The following is a 19,431-nucleotide window of genomic DNA, read 5'->3' as shown; positions in this document are numbered from 1 at the left end:
AGGAGCATGGTCATGACAAAACCACTAGGTATCACAGAAGTAGTCTTACGCGATGGACATCAATCTTTATTAGCAACGCGTTTGCGCTTGGAAGATATGCTTCCTATCGCGCCGAAACTCGATGAAATAGGCTTTTGGTCGATCGAATCTTGGGGCGGAGCAACATTTGATTCTTGTATCCGTTATTTAGGTGAGGATCCATGGCACCGTATTCGTGAACTCAAAAAGGCAATGCCTAATACCAAGCAGCAAATGCTATTTCGTGGTCAAAACATTTTGGGATATCGCCACTACGCTGACGATCTTGTCGAAAAGTTCGTTGAGCGTGCACATGTTAATGGCGTTGACGTATTCCGTATCTTTGATGCAATGAACGACACCCGCAATATGGACACAGCAATAAAAGCGGCGGTAAAAGTGGGGGCTCATGCTCAAGGTACGTTAAGTTTTACGGAAAGCCCTGTTCATACCATGCAAGGCTGGCTAGATATGGCCAAAAAGCTTGAGGATATGGGCGCACATTCATTGGCGATTAAAGATATGGCTGGTCTTCTTAAGCCTTATGTTGCTGAAGAGCTTATTACCCGCTTAAAAGAGACTGTAGCCTTACCTATTGCTGTTCATTGTCATGCTACAACAGGTTTGAGTGTTGCAACGCATATGAAGGCTATTGAGAGTGATATTGATGTTATTGACACATCTATCTCGTCGATGAGTCAAACCTATGGCCATTCGCCAACAGAAACTGTTGTGTCTATGGTTGAAGGTACAGAAAGAGATACCGGACTGGATCTGGAAAAGCTTGCCGAAGTAGCTGCTTACTTCAGAGATGTTCGTGAGAAATACGCAAAATTTGAAGGTAGCCTAAAAGGTGTAGACGCGCGTATTTTGCTCGCGCAAGTACCTGGCGGCATGCTAACAAACATGGAAAGCCAGCTGAAAGAGCAGGGGGCTTCCGATAAGTTTGACGCGGTATTAGAAGAGATCCCTCGCGTACGAAAAGATCTCGGTTATATTCCCCTAGTTACCCCAACATCACAAATCGTCGGTACTCAATCAGTATTAAACGTGCTAACAGGCGAGCGCTACAAAACTATTACCAAAGAAACATCTGGTGTCTTAAAAGGTGAGTATGGCGCGACACCTGCAGAGGTAAACGCAGAGCTACAAGCCCGTGTGCTTGATGGCGCTGAGGCTATTACGTGTCGTCCGGCAGACTTGCTTGATCCAGAAGTGGACAAGCTCACCGCCGAGCTTGAGGGTATCGCAAAGGAAAAAGGCTTAACCCTTGCGGATGATATTATTGATGATGTATTAACCTACGCGTTGTTCCCTCAAATTGGTCTTAAGTTCCTGGAAAATAGAAACAACCCTGAAGCATTTGAGCCGGTACCAACAAAAGAAGACATTGCGCCCAAAGCTACATCTGCGGCTCCAGTAGCTGGCCCTACCGAGGGATACTCAGTTAGCGTGGATGGTAAAGTGTTTGAGGTAGTCGTAGGGCCTAGTGGCTCAGTGACCTCGGTAGCGCCTTCTGCAGCCGACGCTGCTATTAAACAAACTGCATCTGTATCAGGTGAAGAAACACTAAATGCGCCTTTGGCAGGTAATATTTTTAAAGTGCTTGTCAGTGAGGGGCAAAACGTCGCTGAAGGTGATGTGGTCATCATTATGGAAGCGATGAAAATGGAAACTGAAGTCCGCGCTGTTACGGGTGGAACAGTTGCTAGCTTGAATGTTCGTGAGGGCGACTCTGTTGCCGTAGGCGACGTATTGTTAAGCTTGTCATAGGGGTTCGGAATGGAGCAGTTACATACGCTTTGGATGTCGACAGGCCTAGCCAACTTCGAGATGGGTCAAATCATTATGATGTTGGTCGGTTGTGGCTTGTTATTCCTAGCAATAGCAAAAAACTTTGAGCCGCTTTTACTATTACCGATGGGGTTTGGTGCCATTCTCACCAATATCCCTGTTGCAGGCTTTTCAGAAATAGGTGGTTTACTTCATTACGTTTACTATGTAGGTATTGATACTGGTATTTTCCCTTTGCTTATCTTTATGGGCGTTGGGGCAATGACTGACTTTGGTGCCTTGATTGCAAATCCTAAGACATTGTTTTTAGGAGCGGCGGCACAGTTTGGTATTTTTGCTACGCTGTTTGGTGCTATTGCACTGAATGCAGTGCCAGGTTTTGAATTCACACTACAAGATGCCTCTGCTATCGCGATTATTGGTGGTGCGGATGGGCCAACGGCTATTTTCTTAGCATCTAAATTAGCGCCAGAATTATTAGGGGCAATAGCGGTAGCAGCATACTCTTACATGGCATTAGTGCCAATTATCCAGCCGCCTATCATGAAGTTATTTACCAACGAAGAAGAACGTAAAATTGAAATGGCGCAGCTTCGACATGTTACTAAGGTGGAAAAAGTCGTTTTCCCACTTGCTGTGTTATTGATGGCTATTTTCTTCCTACCTGCAGCTACACCGTTAGTGGGTATGTTCTGCTTAGGTAACTTGATGAGAGAGTGTGGCGTAGTGGATCGCCTGAGCTCTACCGCACAAAACGAGTTGATCAACATTGTGACTATCTTTTTAGGCTTAGGCGTTGGTTCTAAGTTGAGTGCTGACGCTTTCTTAAATGTTGAAACGCTGGGTATTTTGGCGTTAGGTGCTGTTGCATTCTCTATTGGTACAGCGTCAGGTGTGTTGATGGCTAAGCTGATGAATAAAGTAAGCAAAGAGCCTATTAACCCACTGATTGGTGCAGCGGGTGTGTCAGCTGTGCCTATGGCGGCTCGTGTAGCGAATAAAGTTGGACTTGAGGCGAATCCTCATAATTTCTTATTGATGCATGCTATGGGACCTAATGTAGCGGGTGTACTAGGCTCTGCGGTAGCAGCTGGTATTCTTCTTGCTCTAGTAGGCCAATAATATAGGCCAGTAAATAAAGCGCTGCCCAATCTCACTGAGGGGGGGGCAGCGATAACAACTGGTTCTTCATACTCGCTTCGACTACTAAATACCTAGTAAACGATGCATACAATTATTGAGCATAGAAAAATATTATTTGCTCAACCCCTCTTTAATCGCATCAGGTAAACGTTTTTCGAAATTTGGCATAAGCTGATGAATGGGTTGCTTAGCATAAAAAGTTAACTTTTGTATTCAGAAATACAGGGTTTAAATCGAGAGCTGGCTCAGCAATCCGTTTGCAGGACTCGCATTTTGCAATGCACTACTTGTAAAATTCAAGCCAAAGAAACATTGCCCTATATAGATTACTGAAATATAGGGCTTTTTTATTTGGCTTAAATTCTGCAATTCCCCTAGTACGTGACAACCATGGTGGGTTGAGAGGGGATGATAATGAAAAACTTGGTTTCTAACACTTTTAGTGCAATTGCTTTTTCCTGTGCATTGAGTGCAAATGCAGGGCTTATTGATTTCGAACTGACCCATAATGGCTTAGTGCCTACCGATAACGCAGAAATCGCGTTAAATGATACGTTCAATGTTGATGGCGTCGCTGTGCGTTTTGGCTTTGACAGCGACTACGATGGTGTTTTAGACACCACCGCGGTATTCGAAGAGGTAGGGAATAACGATACAGGTGGTGATACCGGTTATAAAACCAAAGGCGGCCCAGCAGATTTTGCCATGCCTGGTTTTGAAAGCCAGATGGGACGTTTCTTTTTGCGTCAAAGCAACCCGTACCAGGCATTTGGTATCTTTACCATTCTTTATGATGCTAATAACCCAGTTACAGCAGCCTCGGGAGAAATATGGGATATTGATGGTGGCAAAAAAACGGAGCAGTTTCAGGTTAAGGCTTTCAACGGTAGTGCGTTGCTGGCATCGGTCATGTCGCCTCTGGGCAATGACAAAACATTGGATGGAAAGCCTTGGACTTTTGGCTTTAGCGGGCTGAGTAATATTACTAAAATAGAAATTACATTCACTGGCACTAAAACCCAGGGAATAGGGCTAGCATTTAACAACTTCTCTCCTGTTATGGATATATCGCAGACAGCGTCTATTCCAGAGCCAAGCGTACTGGCACTAATGCTACTAAGTGTTGGAGGTTTGCTAGTGACGAGAAGAGCAGGGTAGTGCTCACTACAGGTTTTACAGACAAATTTGAGAAGTAAAAAGTCAGCTTAAGCTGGCTTTTTTGATCTGTTTAGACAAAGGGGCTTCGGCTGCCTGAGCCGCATTATTAAAGTGTTATTGCTGCTGACGCTAATTAGTAAGGCGATTTATTTAGTTTACAAAACAAAAAAGCCTCAACCGAAGTTAAGGCTTATCTGGTAAATAGTGCTAGCTGCCAGAGTCGAACCGCCAAGACGGCTTAGCTACTGATTGCCAAATCAGTACTCCAGTTCTTTAATCGAAACATATAATGGTTGAAATCCAGACGAAAAAAAAACTCGCTATTGCGAGGTTTCTTATGAATGGTGCCGACTACCGGAGTCGAACTGCCAAGACGGCTTAGCTACTGATTACCAAATCAGTATTCCAGTTCTTTAATCCAAATATATAAAGGTTGAAATTCAGACGAAAAAAAACCTCGCTAGTGCGAGGTTTCTTATAAATGGTGCCGACTGCCGGAGTCGAACTGGCGACCTACTGATTACAAGTCAGTTGCTCTACCAACTGAGCTAAGTCGGCACACAAAACTGTGTGCGATAAACAAATGTTTACCTTGGCACCGAATTAATGAAACATTCACCAATTCAAAATGATGGTGCCCAGAGGCGGAATCGAACCACCGACACGGGGATTTTCAATCCCCTGCTCTACCGACTGAGCTATCTGGGCAAAACTGGCATAGTAAAAATCCATTCGGGATTTTCAATACAATTCCAAATGGCTCTACCAGTTGAGCTATCTGGGCGTTCTGATTTAACAGAACAGCTTAAGTAATACTTAAGCCTAAAAGAATGGTGCCGACTGCCGGAGTCGAACTGGCGACCTACTGATTACAAGTCAGTTGCTCTACCAACTGAGCTAAGTCGGCACACGAAACTGTGTGCGATAAACATTGTTTATCTTGGCACCGAAGTATCGATATAATCGTTACTTCAAAATATGGTGCCCAGAGGCGGAATCGAACCACCGACACGGGGATTTTCAATCCCCTGCTCTACCGACTGAGCTATCTGGGCAAAATTGGTACAAGGTGAAAAACTCTTAGAGATTTTCAATGCAATTCCAAATGCTCTACCAACTGAGCGACTTGGGCAAACTGTCAAAAAGGGTCGTGCCTTCAGGACGGGCGCTATTAAACTTCTTTTCAGAAAATAGGTCAACTACTTTTTTCAAAATCTTGACCGTTTGATGCTTTTTTACGCGCTGTTATAGGCGGTATTTGGCATATTCTGAGACTAAGGCCTTGTTACGCTTTGATTAAGGTGAAAATACCAATCAAAATAAAACCAACACCGGCGATATAGGCTAATACTTTTTCGCTAATGTAAGCTGATAAAACAGAGCCTGCTAGCACGCCAATAGCTGACGCTACCACCAAAGCAGCAGAGGCCGCAGCAAACACCATCCATTTACTGGTTTCTTTGTCTGCCGCGAAAAGCATAGTGGCAAGTTGCGTTTTATCGCCGAGTTCGGCAATAAATACTGAGACAAATATTGTTATAAATACCCGCCAGTCAATGCTAAACCATGATTCCATTATTTTTTCTCAGGTACGTAGCCTTCAATTTCTGGCTCTTTACCTTCAAATAAGTATTCCACCATCGCTTTTTCAAGAAACGCACGGTCGTCAGGATTCATCATGTTCATCTTCTTCTCATTAATGAGCATGGTTTGTTTTTTCTGCCAATTTCCCCAAGCTTCTTTGCTGATGTTGTCAAAAATGCGCTTACCGATCTCACCAGGATAGAGTTGAAAATCTAATCCATCAGCGTCTTTTTGTAAGTTTTGACAAAATACTGTACGGCTCATGTTTACTGCCTATAAAGGTGAAAATTAAAGTGGCGCTATTCTACACCTTTATTTAATACTTTGCGAAAGCATGCGCGATAACATGGGAAAAAAGGTAAACGAGCGGAGTGCAAGTGCAGCAATAGGGGCGCAAGTGCCCCTTTAACGGAAGTTGTTAGTTAGCCCTGATACAACTGCTTTAATAACTTTACGGTTGGTGCGGCGAAACCTAATTCACTTGGGCTATCTATGGTTAACCATTGCACATCTGATTGCTCTGCTACTATATGTTTGCCCGATGGCTTGCACTCTACAATTAGAGGCGTAATGTCTAAATGAAAGTGGCTGAAGGTATGCCTAAACGTTTCGCCTTCGGTTAAAACGTTTTTTGAAAGCTGGTGTTTAGCGAGCAACGCGTCAACTTCCGCTTTATCTGTAATTTCAAAGAAACTCCATAATCCCCCCCAAATGCCTGAACTTGGGCGTTTTTCTAGCAGCACTTTATTGTCCTGCTTTGCAATAACAAAGTAAGTGGCCTTTTCGGGGATTTTCTTTTTCGGCTTTTTTTGTGGGTAGTTGGCTTGTTCGTCAGCCAATCTAGCCATGCAATTTTCTTCAACAGGACAAAGCTCACACTTGGGTTTTGAGCGTGTACAAATAGTTGCGCCGATATCCATCATTGCTTGGTTGAATTGCGCCACACCTTTTTTTGGGGTTAAGGCTTCGGTAATTGGCCACAAGGCTTTTTCATATTTAGATTGGCCATTGTGACCTTCCACCATGTAAAAACGTGCAAGTACACGCTTAACGTTGCCATCCAGAATAGGGTGGTGCCGCTCTCTTGATAGGCTAAGAATGGCACCAGCAGTTGAACGACCTATACCCGGTAATTCAATAACTGCGTCAATATCGTCTGGAAAATCTCCATTGTGTGTATCCGCTAATGCTTTGGCGGCTTTGTGCAAGTTTCGCGCACGAGCATAGTATCCAAGGCCAGTCCAATGGTGCAGTACATCGTCTTCAGGCGCATCCGCTAGTGCTTGAACTGTTGGGAAGCGCTCCATAAAACGCTGGTAATAAGGAATTACAGTGGCCACTTGCGTTTGTTGCAACATGATTTCAGATATCCAAACACGATACGGTGTTTTGTTCTGTTGCCAAGGAAGGTGTTTGCGACCAAACTCGTGGTACCAGGCTAAAATATTATCGCTGAAGTGGCGTGCCGATGAAGGGCTAATGGTTACTTGATTTGTCATAGCGGCGACAGTGTAGCTAAATCTTAAGAGTGAGGTAAGTGACAAAATACAATAACTCGTGATTTGTAGATCATATTTTCTTGGCAAATCATGGATAAGCCTCTATCCTCTCGCTAAATTATTGGATATCCATATTGGAAAATACCATGAAAATAAATGCAAAAAATCGTTCACGCCGTATTCGCAAAAAGTTACGTGTAGAAGAATTCCAAGAGCTCGGCTTTGATGTTGCTTGGCAACTACCAAAAGAATCAACGGATGAAGACGTTGACAACTTTGTTACTCGTTTTTTTGATGAAGTTATTGAACCAAATGCTTTAGGTTACGGTGGTGAAGGTGACACGTTGTGGCACGGTTTGATTTGTACACAAAAGCTCGGTAAGTGCACAGACGAACACCGTAAAGCCGTTGAACAGTGGTTAAACGCAAACGGTGCTACAGCAGTAGCAGTTAGTGAACTTTATGATGTTTGGTGGGCGTAGTTATCGAACTTCGGTCGCATATCGATATATCGCCATCGCTTTCATTGCAGCTTTTGCAGCTAGATGACGCTGGCGATATATGGCAACTGGTGCAACGACATCGCGCTGAGCTAGCTAAATATCTCTATTGGGTTGATAGTGTTAATAACCTCGCCACAACTCGACGTTATATCGAACAGCGGTTAACGTCTGAATTACCTAATCCCCACTGGTATAAAATAGTCATCCAAAACAGAACGGCAGGCGTATTTGGTGTCAAAACTATTAACGAAACATCAAATTGCGCTGAACTTGGCTACTGGGTATCTCCCCAAGAACAGGGTAAGGGCATTGTAAGCAGTGCTATTCAAGCCTTGATTACTGAACTTAAAAGTAAACAAGTAGCGCATATCAAGCTAGACGTATTTGCTGAAAATAAGGCGAGTCAACGTGTGGCAGAAAAAGCAGGCGCTAAACTTATTGCGGTAGAGCCGAACGCTAAACTGGCTAATATGCGCAGTAAGGCATTGTTGACCTACCAAATTGAATTGTAAGCGCGTTTGTTTATCTAACACGCTAGGTTAGGTGGCTTGAGTTTAAACCGCTAAAATACGATAATACGCGGCCGCAAAATTGAGACCATGAGATTATGACCGAAAGAACGCATAAAACCATTGAACAAGCCAAGGAAGAAGGCAAGTACATTCGCACAGTACGTAGCTTTGTAAAACGTGAAGGCCGCCTGACTAAAGGGCAAGCACATGCGCTTGAAAATCATTGGAAAGATATGGGCTTAAACCACGAAGACGGCATTGTTGACGTGGAGAAAGTGTTCGGTAATAACAATCCTATGGTGTTAGAGATTGGTTTTGGCATGGGTAAGTCATTAGTCGAAATGGCAAAAAATGCTCCTGAGCTTAACTACATTGGCGTAGAGGTGCACCGTCCAGGCGTAGGTGCATGCATCGCAACAGCGGTTACTGAAGAAGTCAGTAATTTACGTGTGTATGAGCACGATGCGATTGAAATTTTAGCGGATTGTATTCCAGATGGCAGTTTAACGACGGTGCAACTTTTCTTCCCAGATCCGTGGCATAAGAAAAAGCATCACAAACGTCGTATTGTTAAACCGGAGTTTATTGAGTCAATTCGTCAAAAGCTAAAAGTAGGTGGTGTATTCCACATGGCGACTGACTGGGAAAACTATGCTGAATGTATGCTTGAAGATATGCAAACAGCGCCTGGTTTTAAGAATTTGTCAGACACAAATGATTATGTCCCGCGTCCAGATTCAAGACCACTGACTAAGTTTGAAAATCGCGGCCAACGTTTAGGTCATGGCGTTTGGGATTTACAGTTCGAAAAGCAAAGCTAGTCTGGGGTAGATGATTCGTTAGCACATGCCTAGCGATAAACACCAGAAAAGGTTATACAAAAAAGGCAGCAAAGTTATCTTTGCTGCCTTTTTCTTTTATTGTTGATCAGAAAAGTGTTAATTGCGATTCACGCAGTTTAGGTCTGAGAAACACTGCTCAAGGCGAGTAACCATGCTTTCTTCACCTTTTCTTAACCATACACGCGGGTCATAAAACTTCTTGTTAGGCTTTTCTGGGCCGTCTGGGTTACCAATTTGCCCCTGTAAGTAGTCGCGTTTGTCTTCATAGTAGTTCTTAACGCCGTCAAACGTTGCCCATTGAGTGTCGGTATCAATGTTCATTTTGATTACGCCATAACTAATAGCTTCGCGAATATCACTGAGTTCTGAACCCGAACCGCCATGAAAAACAAAATCCAGAGGCTGCGCATCCAAGTCAAACTTGTCAGCAACATAAGCTTGCGAGTTCTTTAAAATCATGGGGGTAAGTACCACGTTGCCTGGCTTGTATACGCCGTGAACATTACCAAATGATGCGGCAACCGTGAACTGAGGGCTAATAGCGTTTAAAGTTTCGTAAGCATATGAGACGTCTTCTGGCTGCGTGTACAAGGCAGAGTTATCTAAGTGGCTATTATCAACACCATCTTCTTCACCGCCCGTACAACCTAGCTCTATCTCTAGCGTCATACCAAGAGGCTTCATGCGTTTTAGGTACTCTGCGCAGGTAGCAATGTTTTCCTCAAGCGGTTCAGCAGATAGGTCTATCATATGCGAACTAAATAGCGGCTTTCCTGTCGCTTTGAAATGTTCTTCAGAAGCGTCGAGTAGGCCATCTATCCATGGCAAAAGGTTACGCGCCGCATGGTCTGTGTGAAGCAGTACGGTAACCCCGTAAAACTCTGCCATTTGTTGCACATACTTTGCGGCAGCAATCGCACCCTGAACAGGGGCTTGATGTCCATCAAGTTTTAACCCTTTGCCGACAAAAAAACTAGCGCCACCGTGTGACAATTGAATAATTACTGGTGATTTAGCATTGGCCGCTGCTTCTAAACACGCGTTAATTGAAGAAGTACCAACAACATTAACCGCTGGTAAGGCATATTGTTCTGCTTTTGCTTTTGCAAAAACAGCTTGAACGTCAGAACCCGTGACAACACCTGGAGCAAAACTCATAGTGGTTTCCTATTGATTTACAATGTCTTTATCTTTGCACAGCGCTATGCATTGCCAGCAATGCAAGCGTCTGTGATAGCTTGCCAATTTTCGGCTGCTACCCATTCCTTCTTCGCCACCCAAGTGCCACCAACAGCAAACACGTTATTCAAGGATAAGTAATCCACTTTATTGTCGGCTGTAACACCACCCGTTGGACAAAAGCTTATATCTTGAAATATAGACGAAATTGATGACAAAAACTTTGCACCGCCAGATAAAGCTGCAGGAAAGAGTTTCAATTCTTGATAGCCAAACTCGCGCGCCATCAGAATTTCTCCTGTATTTGATACGCCAGGTAACACCGGTAAACCGCAATCAGCAAGCTTAGCAAGTAGGCCTTCTGACACTGCTGGAGTAATGATGAAATCTGCACCTGCATCAATAGCTTGCTTTAATAACTTTTCATTGGTCACTGTACCTGCACCAACAATAAGATCTGGTAAAGCGGCTTTGATTGCACTTAATGCTTCTAGAGAAGCTTCAGTACGCAGTACAACTTCAACGAGGTTCAGGCCAGCTTCGGCCATCGCTTTTGCTATAGCTACGCCTTCTTCTGGTTTGTCGGCTTGAATAATAGGTAATAAAGTTTGGTTTCCCATCAAAGATGAAAAGGAAGTCATGGTGTTAATCCTAAAAAGTATTCAACCTAAGGCAGGTATAGCTATAACTGCTATCCCTACCACTGGTTATCAGTTAAAACGAGATGAGAATGCGGACTTATCTACAATCGCACCTTTATGTTGAATCACAAAGCCAGCGACTTGGTTTGCTAACTCAACAGATTGAGAAATGGAATGACCCGCCATACGCGCGCCTAAGTAACCGCCGTTGAAAGAGTCTCCAGCAGATGTTGTGTCAACCACGTGTTCAACAGGCGTGACATCAACGATGTCTTGTTTTTTATCTGATGCCGTTTGTGACAAGCAGTAAACGTTTTGCTCACCGTTTTTAATGATCAGCTCTTGATATTCATATTGGTTAAAGTAATCAATAATGGCTTCAACTGTATCGAGTTCAAAAATAGCGGCAAAGTCGTCAACGCCAGGCAGTAAAATATCGGCTGCTTTGAAGGCGATTGAAAACTGCTCGCGCGCTTCTTGTTTGCTTGCCCACAGTTGGTGGCGATAGTTTAAATCGAACGCTATTTTTACCCCAGCCACTTTCAGCTTACTGATAAAGCACCAGAATTTTTCACGATCTTCTGGCAGCACAACACCAAGTGAAATTCCGCTAAAGAAGAAAATATCGCCTTCACTCAACGTTGAGATAGTGTCATCGTTGATGAAACTCATAATGGTGCGCGCGGCAGAATTATTGCGCCAATAAGTAAAGCTTCGCTCACCATGTTCATCAAGTTGAATAGCATATAAGCCGGGAATTTTGTCTTCAGAGCGGAAAACGAAATCAGTGCCTAAATGCTCTGCTTCAAAAAATGAGACCATGTCGTCACTGAATTGGTCGTTACCCACCGCTGTGACCATGTTCACTTGGGTGTCTTTGAATAGACGTTTAAGGTAAACAGCGGTATTAAATACATCACCAGCAAATGACTGCTTTAAGTCTTTTGGCGCTGATGACGGCGCCTGCTCGGTTTGAGCGGGTGCTGTCATCAATTCAACCATACATTCACCGAGTAAATAGATGTTTTTCATTACGTTACCTTGTTATCTACTCTGCTGCCTTTGGAGTGTTATTGCTTGAGCTGGCAGTGTGCACCGACTTGAGTGGCTCAACTTTTGGAATCAACAACCAAACTGCTGCCATAGCAATAATCGCAAGTGATGCGCCGATAACAAACGCTGGCGTATAGTTACCATCAGCGGTTAGCCAAGGTACCAGAGAGGTTAGGCCAACAGCACCTAGTTTTGCCGCCATACCAGCAAAGCCTGCAAGAGTTCCTACGGCTTTTTTGCCGAGTAAATCACTTGGTAGTGTTTGCACGTTACCGATAGCCGTTTGGAAACCAAATAGGATAACGGCCATGATCAATACTGCTGTTGTAGGGCCACCTGGGTTTGCCATTGAAAGTAGGGCAGGTAGCATAATTAGACAGCCTAGTGAGATAACAAATTTCCGTGTTTTGTTAGTATCCCAACCCGCTTTTATTCGGTTTTGTGCGAGTAGGCCGCCAAACCACGCGCCAAACATGGCACCCACATACGGTACCCAACCGTAAATACCAATAGATTTAACATCCATTGCATATACTTCGTTTAGGTAGATAGGAATCCAGAAAACGAACAGCCACCAAATAGGGTCGATTGCGGCAGACGCAATGATAACGCCCCAGCTTTGCTTACGTGACAGTAGCTCGCCAGTTGATGGGTTGTATTCCTCTTCTTCTTTAGAAGGATCTTCATCATCAGTGCGCTTTTGACCTGTTAAGATGTACTGCTTTTCTTCTTCAGTGATCCAAGGGTGTGAACCCGGTGGCGCCTTAACCAAGACTAACCAAGGAATTAGCCATAAAAGACCGACAAGACCGACAACAACAAATACCATTTGCCAGCTGAAATAAACCGTTAAGAAAGCGATAAGCGGAATTGCAACGATACCGCCAATAGCTGCACCAGAATTAAAAATACCTTGCGCAAGCGCGCGTTCTTTTGTTGGGAACCACTCGGCATTACCTTTGGTTGCGCCAGGCCAGTTACCTGCTTCGGCAACACCCAAAATAGCGCGGAAAATGCTAAAGCTTAAAACCCCTTGAGCAAAGGCATGAGCAACCGTCGCTAGTGACCAAACACCAATGGATAACACGAAACCAAGTCGTGTGCCTATCCAGTCGAAAATCTTACCGAAAATCGCTTGGCCAAACGCATAGGCGAATACGAAGACAATCGAAATGTTGGCATAGATTTGCTTGCGCTCAAGCGCTGATTCATCAGGGAATAAGTCTTCGACAATATCTGGCCACAATACGCTGAGCGCTTGACGGTCGATATAGTTGATAATGGTAGCGAGTGCGATCAGTGCGATGACCCACCAACGTAAACCTTTTACTTGCATGAGCCTGTTACTCCTCTAAAAAATCTTCACGCGCAGGGCTGAAGGTATCAATTAAAATACCACCTGTTGGTGATGTCGCGCCGTGTTCAGCGTGTGGCGGAATGTAGCAACTGTCACCTGCTTTAAGTACTTTTGTGACGCCGGCAATCATGAAGTGGAATTCACCTTCTACTACATAAGTCACCTGAGAGTGACGATGCGAGTGGGTATAAGCGGTAATACCTTCATCGAACCAGATTTTTACCGCCATGAGTTCATGGTTGTAGCCCAGCATTTGACGTTTTAAACCGCCGCCAAGATCTTCTATTTCAGCTTCGTTACCAAAGGTAAAGTGCGCACTTTCGCTCATGATGAATCCTCGTTTTAATCCTGGTTTTCAATTTGTATGATCGTCATACGACCATCAAACGAATAATTTTTGTTGTCGTAGGTAAATGTGCCGCTCTTGTCGGTAGCGTTATTTATTGCCAACAAGTAACGACTATTGTTCTTCAATACCAGCTCGACAATATCGATTGTGTCTACCACTTTATACTTAAGCGACTTCACGTTTGATTGAGCTGACAAGGTAAATTCTTTTGCCGGGTTATATTGCCCATGCGGTTCTAAAACACTAACAAATTTATGATTCTTCGACGCTTTTTTACGGTAAATAAAAGCAGATTCGTTGCGTAGGTTAAATTCTGGATCGTTAGCGCCAATGCGCGTAAAAAGGACTTCCGTGTCTCCGTCTACCGAACTGGTTTGCGTGTAAAATCGTCCGTTATCATTGAGCCAAGTGATTTGTGCAATACCTTTTGCAGGTGTCGCGTTGGCGGTAAGCCATAGATGTTGATAGCCATTGTTATTGCCAAGCGCGCTTAATTGCTGTGTAAACGCGTCACGCTCAAAGTTGCTTTCAATGAGCTGACCTTGGTAGTGCAGTGGTAAGTCATACTGATGTGTTTCGCTGCTTGATACGGCAAAAATGTCTAACGCAATTGGGGTATTTACGGCTTTTGAGTCAGTGGGTAGCTGAACAAGCGCGACTGTGCGCGTAAGCGTAACACCGTCATAGGCTGTGTTTATTGTCGCTGAAGACACTGAACCATGTTTATTGTTCTCATAAAACAGTAACTCTGGGTGGTTGGCATTGCCTACTTTTACTTTGGCGTTAAAGTGGCTAGTTTCGTCAACCACGACAGTATTGTGTGCGACCGTTTGTTTGGCGTACGAGTTATTTTCAGGTAAGTAGCGACCACCAAATTTAGCCTCTACGTTGAGAAAGCGCGCAGCGCCGTAATCAGAGACTATTTCCGCACCTTGGTCGTAAAATTGCCACGTCAGTTTATCAAAATGACCATGTCCTAAACCTTGAGCTGCTGGTTTAAAAAGTAAGGTTTGACCAAGTTCGCTTGGCGTATTTTTATCATGCTGACGCATAACGACTAATGCACCCTCGTTGCCATTAGCGCCGTCGCCAAATGCAACAGATTGATATTGATATGGAGTAGCTAAACCAGCATCTAAAGCTCTCGCGACTTTAAGCCCATCACCCGTCAAAATGATTTGCTGTTGCTGGCCAGCTATGTCTAGTAGACCCGTATCGCCTGTTCTGCCGTAGGCCACGGTGACGCCGTTCACCAATTCAATGGTGTCTATACCTTTTGACTTGATGGCGTCATTAATAGGAAAGAACAGGCCGTTGTAACTGAGTTCAATGGTGGTGGTAATAGCTTTGAGCACGATACCATCTCGGTATTTGAAAATGTTGCGCTGAGGCTCATTGTTTTCAATTGCTTTTGCGAAGGTCACGAATGGCATTAACGCATAGCGCTGATAGTAGGGGCCTTCGTTGTAGTAACCTTGTGGTGAGAATAGTTCATCGAGCTGGCGAAGAAAGCCTCCTTTTCCAGATTTGTCTAAATCTAGGAGTGCTTTTTCTACCCACTCGGGTTCATTCATTACATAACCCGCCATGCCGACTCCTGCGGTGGCCCATGTGCCATGATTATGTACTTTGTTGAATGTGGAAGGCTGGCCTTCTGATAAGAAAATAGCGACTGGCTTTAAGAGCTTTTCTTCAATTGAAGCAATGTCTTGTTCGGTTAATGCGTCCCTAACAAGGTCATAGGCCTGTATGGTGTATACCAACCAAACAGCCTCGTTTAAGCTTTGCCAAAAGAACTTGCCGGGATTTTGTGATTTCACTTTGCGCTTTGGGTGAAGGCCAATGGTTGGATATAGCGCAACATAGTCGAGCAAGATATTACGCACGAAATTTGCGTACTTTTTGTCTTGGCTAATTTGGTAAATCACACCCGCGTTGTACATCAACTGATAGTTCTTTTTGTGGCGCTCATGCGTGTATCCACCGCCGCCATCAGCAGGTACTGGCACATCAATCGCCAATGTTAGCTGCTGATCAATATTTTCTTTTAGCTGGTGATATTTATCGGCAAAGCGTCCTGGTGTTTTTACTGCCGTTCGCATTTCAGGTAAATCTTTATAACTTACCACTAAGTTAGGTGATAGGTTAGGTGAGCTATTAGTCGTTTTATATTCTTTGGCTATCGCAGTGTTTGAAAAGCCAAGTGCTACCGGCAAACATACAAACGCTATCGTAAACGACAATGCTGCTAACATAGGTTTGGGTATTGATTTGCGCGCTGAAGTAATCACCGATGTGAACGTTGGTTTAAACATTGAGAGTACAGGAAACATCATCACACCTTAAAGCGTCGGCTTAGCACTAGTAGCGTTGCTTTTGTTGTTGATAACGTTATTGCTAAGTGTGGCAGTATGCTCGCCTTTAGCTTTTAACGCCTCAACACGAAGTTCAACCACCGAAGGCGATTTGTTTAAGGTGTTATCCGTAATGCGGGTGATAGGTTCACCTACAGTATGTTCAACGATAATTGGCGCAGCATTGGTTAACTGGTTTTTCTCTACATCAGTGACCTGTACACCGTGTAAAAATAAGCTCGCGCCCGATTTGTTGCGTTTCCCTAAACCAAGGTTGTTAACCTTGTTGTTCGTCATCAACAGGTGCGGGCCAAAAGTACTTTCATCACTTCCGCCACGATACAATTTAATCAGTGCGCCTTTCACTTCGCTGAATTCGTTGCCGACTAAGGTCACGTATTCCGCGTTGTAAACGCCTAAGTCTTCTATTTCTTTATCAAGGCGAAGTACATCACCAGAGATGTTTGTAAAGGTATTGTTTTTCAGCGCAATTTCATTGGCAAACGCACCTTTGCCAGACTCAAAGACATGGAACGAGTGGTTAATGTCCAGATTGTTAATTGCTGAGTTTTCGATGACTATACGGTAATTGGCTGTCATGCCCCATTTCTTTGTGCGTACAAGCGTGTTGCCCGAGTAATCTGGGCTGTTACGGCCGTCAATCACTAGACCGTCCAGCTTCAAGTTACCGCCATCTAGAATTTCAAAGAAAGTACCACGTTCGAACGTCAGCTTTGCTTGTTGTTTTTGTGCCGCTTTAATTGACAGTGTTTTATCGATATAAACAACTTTTCGAGCGTTGTAGTCACCATTAGCAAGAACCAGCACGTCACCATCTTTTGCATTTTTAACGGCGTTAAATAGCGCATCTTCGCCAGGTGCTACCGTGATGATTTTACCTGAAGCAAATGCGGTTTCACCTGCAGTTTTTGGATACCAACTTGGGCCGGTTTGTACTTTGGTAATTGGTGTTAAATCTTTACTTACGCCAATGTTGTTTGCGTCCTTACCCTGAATATCTGTCGGGTAAAGCAGACCGTTTGCTGCGCGTTTAAAGGTCAGTTTCTGTTGTGAAATACCGGTTTCGAGTTGCTTTAAAGGCTGAGTGTTGGCGACGTTGTTGGTAAAACGAACACCGGAAACATCGTCAAATAGCGTAAAAGGTTGTGTTTGGTTTTCATTGAAAATAAGGTTGTTTTCAACAACTGAATTAATCGGTACTGCGCTTCGTTCAGCATCACTGCCAGCGGCTAGTTGGACATGAGCAACATTAATCAACGTATTATTGCTGATTTGCGCATTTTCTACTTGGTGGTAGCGGTTAATAGGTGAGTTAGGTACACCATTCATGACCGTTAGACCACTACCAAAGCGGTAGCCCGTTAAACCTTCTAGGTAATTATTGCGAACCACTTGGTCCTTGTTAATAACGCGAATACCGCCGGTGTGGTCAACGCCATTACCAAAGAAAATGTTATTCTCGATTATATTGCCGTTACCGTGACGTAAAGTCAGTGTGCCTCGTGATTCAAAGAACACGTTGTTGCGTAGCTCATTCTTACCAGATTTCACTGAAACAATTTCAACTTCACCATTACATTGATCAAAGTAATTGTTCTCAACGACAGTAAATGAGTTACTCAGTGAGTGATGGCTAGTGCCAATGCGTAAAGTTTCCCCGCCATTTGAGCCGAAAATTGGGCGAGGGCCAAAATAATTATGGTCGATGCGATGATGATTTTCTTGGCTGTCTTCACTGTTCAAACGTACGGCAAGCGTGACACCTTTATTGCGTTTTCCTGCTAAGTAGTTATGGTCAAAACGGTTGTGTTTACCATACAGCGCTACCCAGTAATCGCCCTCGCGCTTGTCTGGGTTTGAGTAATCTTCAATAACGGTTTCAGTAACGCGTGAATGGTAAGCAAAGTCTGTTTTGTTGCGGCGAAACGCTATTACTTCACTACTTGGTGTGTAGCCGTTTTTAAATACTAAGCCTGAAACTACCAAATGCTCGCCCGCTAAACGCAGATTTGATTGACCAGATAAAACTACCTTTCCTTTCGTCTCTGCCGTTAGGGTAATAGGTTGTGTTTCCGTGCCGTTACCGACAAATAAAATCTCAAAGTCTTGATAGGTACCATTGGCAAGTTTAATCGTGTCACCAGGTGCCAGTTTTTTTACTGTTCTTTTGTAGGTACTCGGTGAATCAACAAGGTACTCTGCAGCAAAAATTGGTAAGCAAACTAGGTTTGCCATAACCAACGATATTAATGTTTTTACGTGTTTACTGAAGATCATGTATATACCGACAACCTATTAACTAATGTTGATTTAACGAGATAAAGTGTGAAAATTAAGGCTTTCCCAACTCCATGTAATAGAAAGCCTTAGGGTTGTAGTGGGAAAACTTTGAGGGAGATTAAACCCACTACACTTTTACAACTCACACTAACTCAATCGTCTGTTGGACAGAGCGTTATGCTTTCGCTAATTTTGTAAAGTAATCAAAGATTACAGGTACGTCATTTTGTGCAAGACCCGCATCAACAGCTGCTTGCAAGTTTGCTGAAGTACCCTCTGCAATAAGTGATTCAGTACCCAAGTCTTTGACCATCTCTAGGAAGTAGCCCAAATCTTTGTTTGCGTTCGCGACAGAAAAACCGAGTTTCTCTTCACCGTCTACCGCATAAAATTTACAGAACTGCATAAATGGAGAATTAGAAGGGCCCGCTGACATAATGTCGAACAACTGTTGGCCATCAACACCTGAAAGTTTCGCAACAGCGAAGGCTTGCGACATAGTGGCTACCGTTGTCATGCCCATAAAGTTGTTGATAAGTTTTGTTGTGTGGCCAGCGCCCAAAGCACCAAGGTGGAATACGTTTTCACCTTGATCTTCAAGTACAGGTTTAACTTTATTGAACGTATCAATATCGCCCGCTGCCATAATGTTTAATAGGCCATCTTTTGCATGAGCTGGTGTGCGACCAAGCGGAGCATCAACCATACCCACACCTTTAGCCGCTAAATCAGCGCCAATCTTGCGCGTTGACGCAGGAATTGATGTACCAAAATCAACTAATACAGAGCCTTCTTTCATTCCAGCTAAGATGCCATCGTCAGCATAAATAAGCTTTTCAACAACCGCTGAAGTCGTTAAACACAACATGACAATGTCACTTGCTTCTGCCAATTCTTTAGCTGAACTTGCTGCTGTTGCGCCACGTGCAACACATGTCGCGACTGCGTCAGGGTTTAAGTCCATTACGGTTAACTGATAGCCGCGCTTTTGAAGGTTCTCGACCATATTGCCGCCCATCAGGCCAAGACCGATAAATCCAATCGTTGGTTTTGACATCATATACTCCTAATTAAGTTCATCAGTGCAGCAGAGCGTTTTAGCGAATTTTGCTCTTGTTTTGTTGCACTAAACTTCAAGTTAATT

General features: G+C 43.8%; 17 protein-coding genes and 4 tRNA genes. 6 read left to right on the top strand and 15 right to left on the bottom strand.

Features of this window, described 5'->3' with window-relative positions; translation table 11 throughout:
- Positions 1 to 12: 12 nt before the first annotated feature.
- The 3 genes from oadA (at position 13) to ACFSJY_RS01015 (ending at position 4,113) form a co-directional block, all read left to right on the top strand.
- Positions 13 to 1,791, top strand: coding sequence for a sodium-extruding oxaloacetate decarboxylase subunit alpha (gene oadA, locus ACFSJY_RS01025; protein WP_386030200.1), 1,779 nt, complete (start codon positions 13 to 15; stop codon positions 1,789 to 1,791).
- A gap of 9 nt (positions 1,792 to 1,800) precedes the next feature.
- A complete protein-coding gene (locus ACFSJY_RS01020; RefSeq protein WP_386030198.1) occupies positions 1,801 to 2,934 on the top strand; it encodes a sodium ion-translocating decarboxylase subunit beta in 1,134 nt (377 codons plus the stop codon).
- A 435-nt stretch (positions 2,935 to 3,369) separates the two neighbouring features.
- Entirely contained in the window at positions 3,370 to 4,113 is a 744-nt protein-coding gene (locus ACFSJY_RS01015) for a PEP-CTERM sorting domain-containing protein (protein WP_386030196.1), read from the top strand.
- Positions 4,114 to 4,595: 482 nt separating this feature from the next.
- Here ACFSJY_RS01015 and ACFSJY_RS01010 read toward each other — a convergent pair.
- The 7 genes from ACFSJY_RS01010 to mutY all read right to left on the bottom strand — a co-directional run bounded on the left by ACFSJY_RS01010 (position 4,596) and on the right by mutY (position 7,196).
- Positions 4,596 to 4,671: transfer RNA gene (locus tag ACFSJY_RS01010), tRNA-Thr, on the bottom strand.
- A 74-nt stretch (positions 4,672 to 4,745) separates the two neighbouring features.
- A tRNA-Phe gene (locus ACFSJY_RS01005) sits at positions 4,746 to 4,821 on the bottom strand.
- A 123-nt stretch (positions 4,822 to 4,944) separates the two neighbouring features.
- Positions 4,945 to 5,020, bottom strand: a tRNA-Thr gene (locus tag ACFSJY_RS01000).
- Positions 5,021 to 5,092: 72 nt separating this feature from the next.
- Positions 5,093 to 5,168: transfer RNA gene (locus tag ACFSJY_RS00995), tRNA-Phe, on the bottom strand.
- 230 nt (positions 5,169 to 5,398) lie between these two features.
- The gene (locus tag ACFSJY_RS00990) at positions 5,399 to 5,689 is read right to left on the bottom strand and encodes a TMEM165/GDT1 family protein (RefSeq protein WP_386030194.1); all 291 of its coding nucleotides are present in this window, start codon (positions 5,687 to 5,689) and stop codon (positions 5,399 to 5,401) included.
- Positions 5,689 to 5,961 (bottom strand): oxidative damage protection protein, encoded by a 273-nt coding sequence (locus tag ACFSJY_RS00985; protein ID WP_386030192.1) that lies wholly within the window; start codon positions 5,959 to 5,961, stop codon positions 5,689 to 5,691. The genes ACFSJY_RS00990 and ACFSJY_RS00985 overlap by 1 nt, the downstream gene beginning before the upstream one ends.
- Positions 5,962 to 6,119: 158 nt before the next feature.
- On the bottom strand, positions 6,120 to 7,196 hold the full coding sequence (mutY, locus tag ACFSJY_RS00980) for an A/G-specific adenine glycosylase (protein WP_386030190.1): 1,077 nt from the start codon (positions 7,194 to 7,196) through the stop codon (positions 6,120 to 6,122).
- Between the two features lie 146 nt (positions 7,197 to 7,342).
- Between mutY and ACFSJY_RS00975 the strand changes: the two genes are divergently transcribed.
- From ACFSJY_RS00975 to trmB, 3 genes are all read left to right on the top strand, one after another.
- Positions 7,343 to 7,678 carry a YggL family protein gene (locus tag ACFSJY_RS00975; RefSeq protein ID WP_386030188.1) on the top strand — a complete coding sequence of 112 codons (336 nt, stop codon included), beginning with the start codon at positions 7,343 to 7,345 and terminating at the stop codon, positions 7,676 to 7,678.
- Positions 7,669 to 8,211 (top strand): GNAT family N-acetyltransferase, encoded by a 543-nt coding sequence (locus ACFSJY_RS00970; protein WP_386030186.1) that lies wholly within the window; start codon positions 7,669 to 7,671, stop codon positions 8,209 to 8,211. Before ACFSJY_RS00975 ends, ACFSJY_RS00970 begins: the two co-directional genes overlap by 10 nt.
- Before the next feature lie 95 nt (positions 8,212 to 8,306).
- Positions 8,307 to 9,032, top strand: a complete 726-nt coding sequence (gene trmB, locus ACFSJY_RS00965; protein WP_386030184.1) for a tRNA (guanosine(46)-N7)-methyltransferase TrmB — start codon at positions 8,307 to 8,309, stop codon at positions 9,030 to 9,032.
- Between the two features lie 117 nt (positions 9,033 to 9,149).
- Here the strand turns inward: trmB and fbaA are convergent, their stop codons facing one another.
- From fbaA to ACFSJY_RS00925, 8 genes are all read right to left on the bottom strand, one after another.
- Positions 9,150 to 10,211: a class II fructose-bisphosphate aldolase gene (gene fbaA, locus ACFSJY_RS00960; RefSeq protein ID WP_386030182.1), complete on the bottom strand. Its 1,062-nt coding sequence runs from the start codon at positions 10,209 to 10,211 to the stop codon at positions 9,150 to 9,152.
- Positions 10,212 to 10,255: 44 nt separating this feature from the next.
- Positions 10,256 to 10,873: a bifunctional 4-hydroxy-2-oxoglutarate aldolase/2-dehydro-3-deoxy-phosphogluconate aldolase gene (gene eda / locus ACFSJY_RS00955; RefSeq protein ID WP_386030180.1), complete on the bottom strand. Its 618-nt coding sequence runs from the start codon at positions 10,871 to 10,873 to the stop codon at positions 10,256 to 10,258.
- A gap of 69 nt (positions 10,874 to 10,942) precedes the next feature.
- Entirely contained in the window at positions 10,943 to 11,905 is a 963-nt protein-coding gene (locus tag ACFSJY_RS00950) for a sugar kinase (protein ID WP_386030178.1), read from the bottom strand.
- A 16-nt stretch (positions 11,906 to 11,921) separates the two neighbouring features.
- Positions 11,922 to 13,262: an MFS transporter gene (locus tag ACFSJY_RS00945; RefSeq protein WP_386030176.1), complete on the bottom strand. Its 1,341-nt coding sequence runs from the start codon at positions 13,260 to 13,262 to the stop codon at positions 11,922 to 11,924.
- 7 nt (positions 13,263 to 13,269) lie between these two features.
- Positions 13,270 to 13,611 (bottom strand): cupin domain-containing protein, encoded by a 342-nt coding sequence (locus tag ACFSJY_RS00940; protein ID WP_386030174.1) that lies wholly within the window; start codon positions 13,609 to 13,611, stop codon positions 13,270 to 13,272.
- Positions 13,612 to 13,625: 14 nt separating this feature from the next.
- Entirely contained in the window at positions 13,626 to 15,887 is a 2,262-nt protein-coding gene (locus ACFSJY_RS00935) for a heparinase II/III domain-containing protein (protein ID WP_386032185.1), read from the bottom strand.
- A gap of 87 nt (positions 15,888 to 15,974) precedes the next feature.
- Positions 15,975 to 18,284 (bottom strand): chondroitinase-B domain-containing protein, encoded by a 2,310-nt coding sequence (locus tag ACFSJY_RS00930; RefSeq protein WP_386030172.1) that lies wholly within the window; start codon positions 18,282 to 18,284, stop codon positions 15,975 to 15,977.
- A gap of 178 nt (positions 18,285 to 18,462) precedes the next feature.
- Complete coding sequence (locus tag ACFSJY_RS00925) at positions 18,463 to 19,344, bottom strand: NAD(P)-dependent oxidoreductase (protein ID WP_386030170.1); 882 nt, start codon at positions 19,342 to 19,344, stop codon at positions 18,463 to 18,465.
- Positions 19,345 to 19,431 lie beyond the last annotated feature (87 nt).

The organism is Thalassotalea euphylliae (assembly GCF_042682785.1).
In the GTDB taxonomy this organism is placed as follows: domain Bacteria; phylum Pseudomonadota; class Gammaproteobacteria; order Enterobacterales; family Alteromonadaceae; genus Thalassotalea_F; species Thalassotalea_F euphylliae.
The sequence above is the reverse complement of the archived record's forward strand: the minus strand, read 5'-3'. Positions and strand labels throughout refer to the sequence as shown.

Bases quoted from the DNA above. Each gene is read 5' to 3' on its own strand.
- oadA (WP_386030200.1), top strand. From the start codon at position 13: ATGACAAAACCACTAGGTATCACAGAAGTAGTCTTACGCGATGGACAT.
- ACFSJY_RS01020 (WP_386030198.1), top strand. From the start codon at position 1,801: ATGGAGCAGTTACATACGCTTTGGATGTCGACAGGCCTAGCCAACTTC.
- ACFSJY_RS01015 (WP_386030196.1), top strand. From the start codon at position 3,370: ATGAAAAACTTGGTTTCTAACACTTTTAGTGCAATTGCTTTTTCCTGT.
- ACFSJY_RS00990 (WP_386030194.1), bottom strand. From the start codon at position 5,689: ATGGAATCATGGTTTAGCATTGACTGGCGGGTATTTATAACAATATTT.
- ACFSJY_RS00985 (WP_386030192.1), bottom strand. From the start codon at position 5,961: ATGAGCCGTACAGTATTTTGTCAAAACTTACAAAAAGACGCTGATGGA.
- mutY (WP_386030190.1), bottom strand. From the start codon at position 7,196: ATGACAAATCAAGTAACCATTAGCCCTTCATCGGCACGCCACTTCAGC.
- ACFSJY_RS00975 (WP_386030188.1), top strand. From the start codon at position 7,343: ATGAAAATAAATGCAAAAAATCGTTCACGCCGTATTCGCAAAAAGTTA.
- trmB (WP_386030184.1), top strand. From the start codon at position 8,307: ATGACCGAAAGAACGCATAAAACCATTGAACAAGCCAAGGAAGAAGGC.
- fbaA (WP_386030182.1), bottom strand. From the start codon at position 10,211: ATGAGTTTTGCTCCAGGTGTTGTCACGGGTTCTGACGTTCAAGCTGTT.
- eda (WP_386030180.1), bottom strand. From the start codon at position 10,873: ATGACTTCCTTTTCATCTTTGATGGGAAACCAAACTTTATTACCTATT.
- ACFSJY_RS00950 (WP_386030178.1), bottom strand. From the start codon at position 11,905: ATGAAAAACATCTATTTACTCGGTGAATGTATGGTTGAATTGATGACA.
- ACFSJY_RS00945 (WP_386030176.1), bottom strand. From the start codon at position 13,262: ATGCAAGTAAAAGGTTTACGTTGGTGGGTCATCGCACTGATCGCACTC.
- ACFSJY_RS00940 (WP_386030174.1), bottom strand. From the start codon at position 13,611: ATGAGCGAAAGTGCGCACTTTACCTTTGGTAACGAAGCTGAAATAGAA.
- ACFSJY_RS00935 (WP_386032185.1), bottom strand. From the start codon at position 15,887: ATGTTAGCAGCATTGTCGTTTACGATAGCGTTTGTATGTTTGCCGGTA.
- ACFSJY_RS00930 (WP_386030172.1), bottom strand. From the start codon at position 18,284: ATGATCTTCAGTAAACACGTAAAAACATTAATATCGTTGGTTATGGCA.
- ACFSJY_RS00925 (WP_386030170.1), bottom strand. From the start codon at position 19,344: ATGTCAAAACCAACGATTGGATTTATCGGTCTTGGCCTGATGGGCGGC.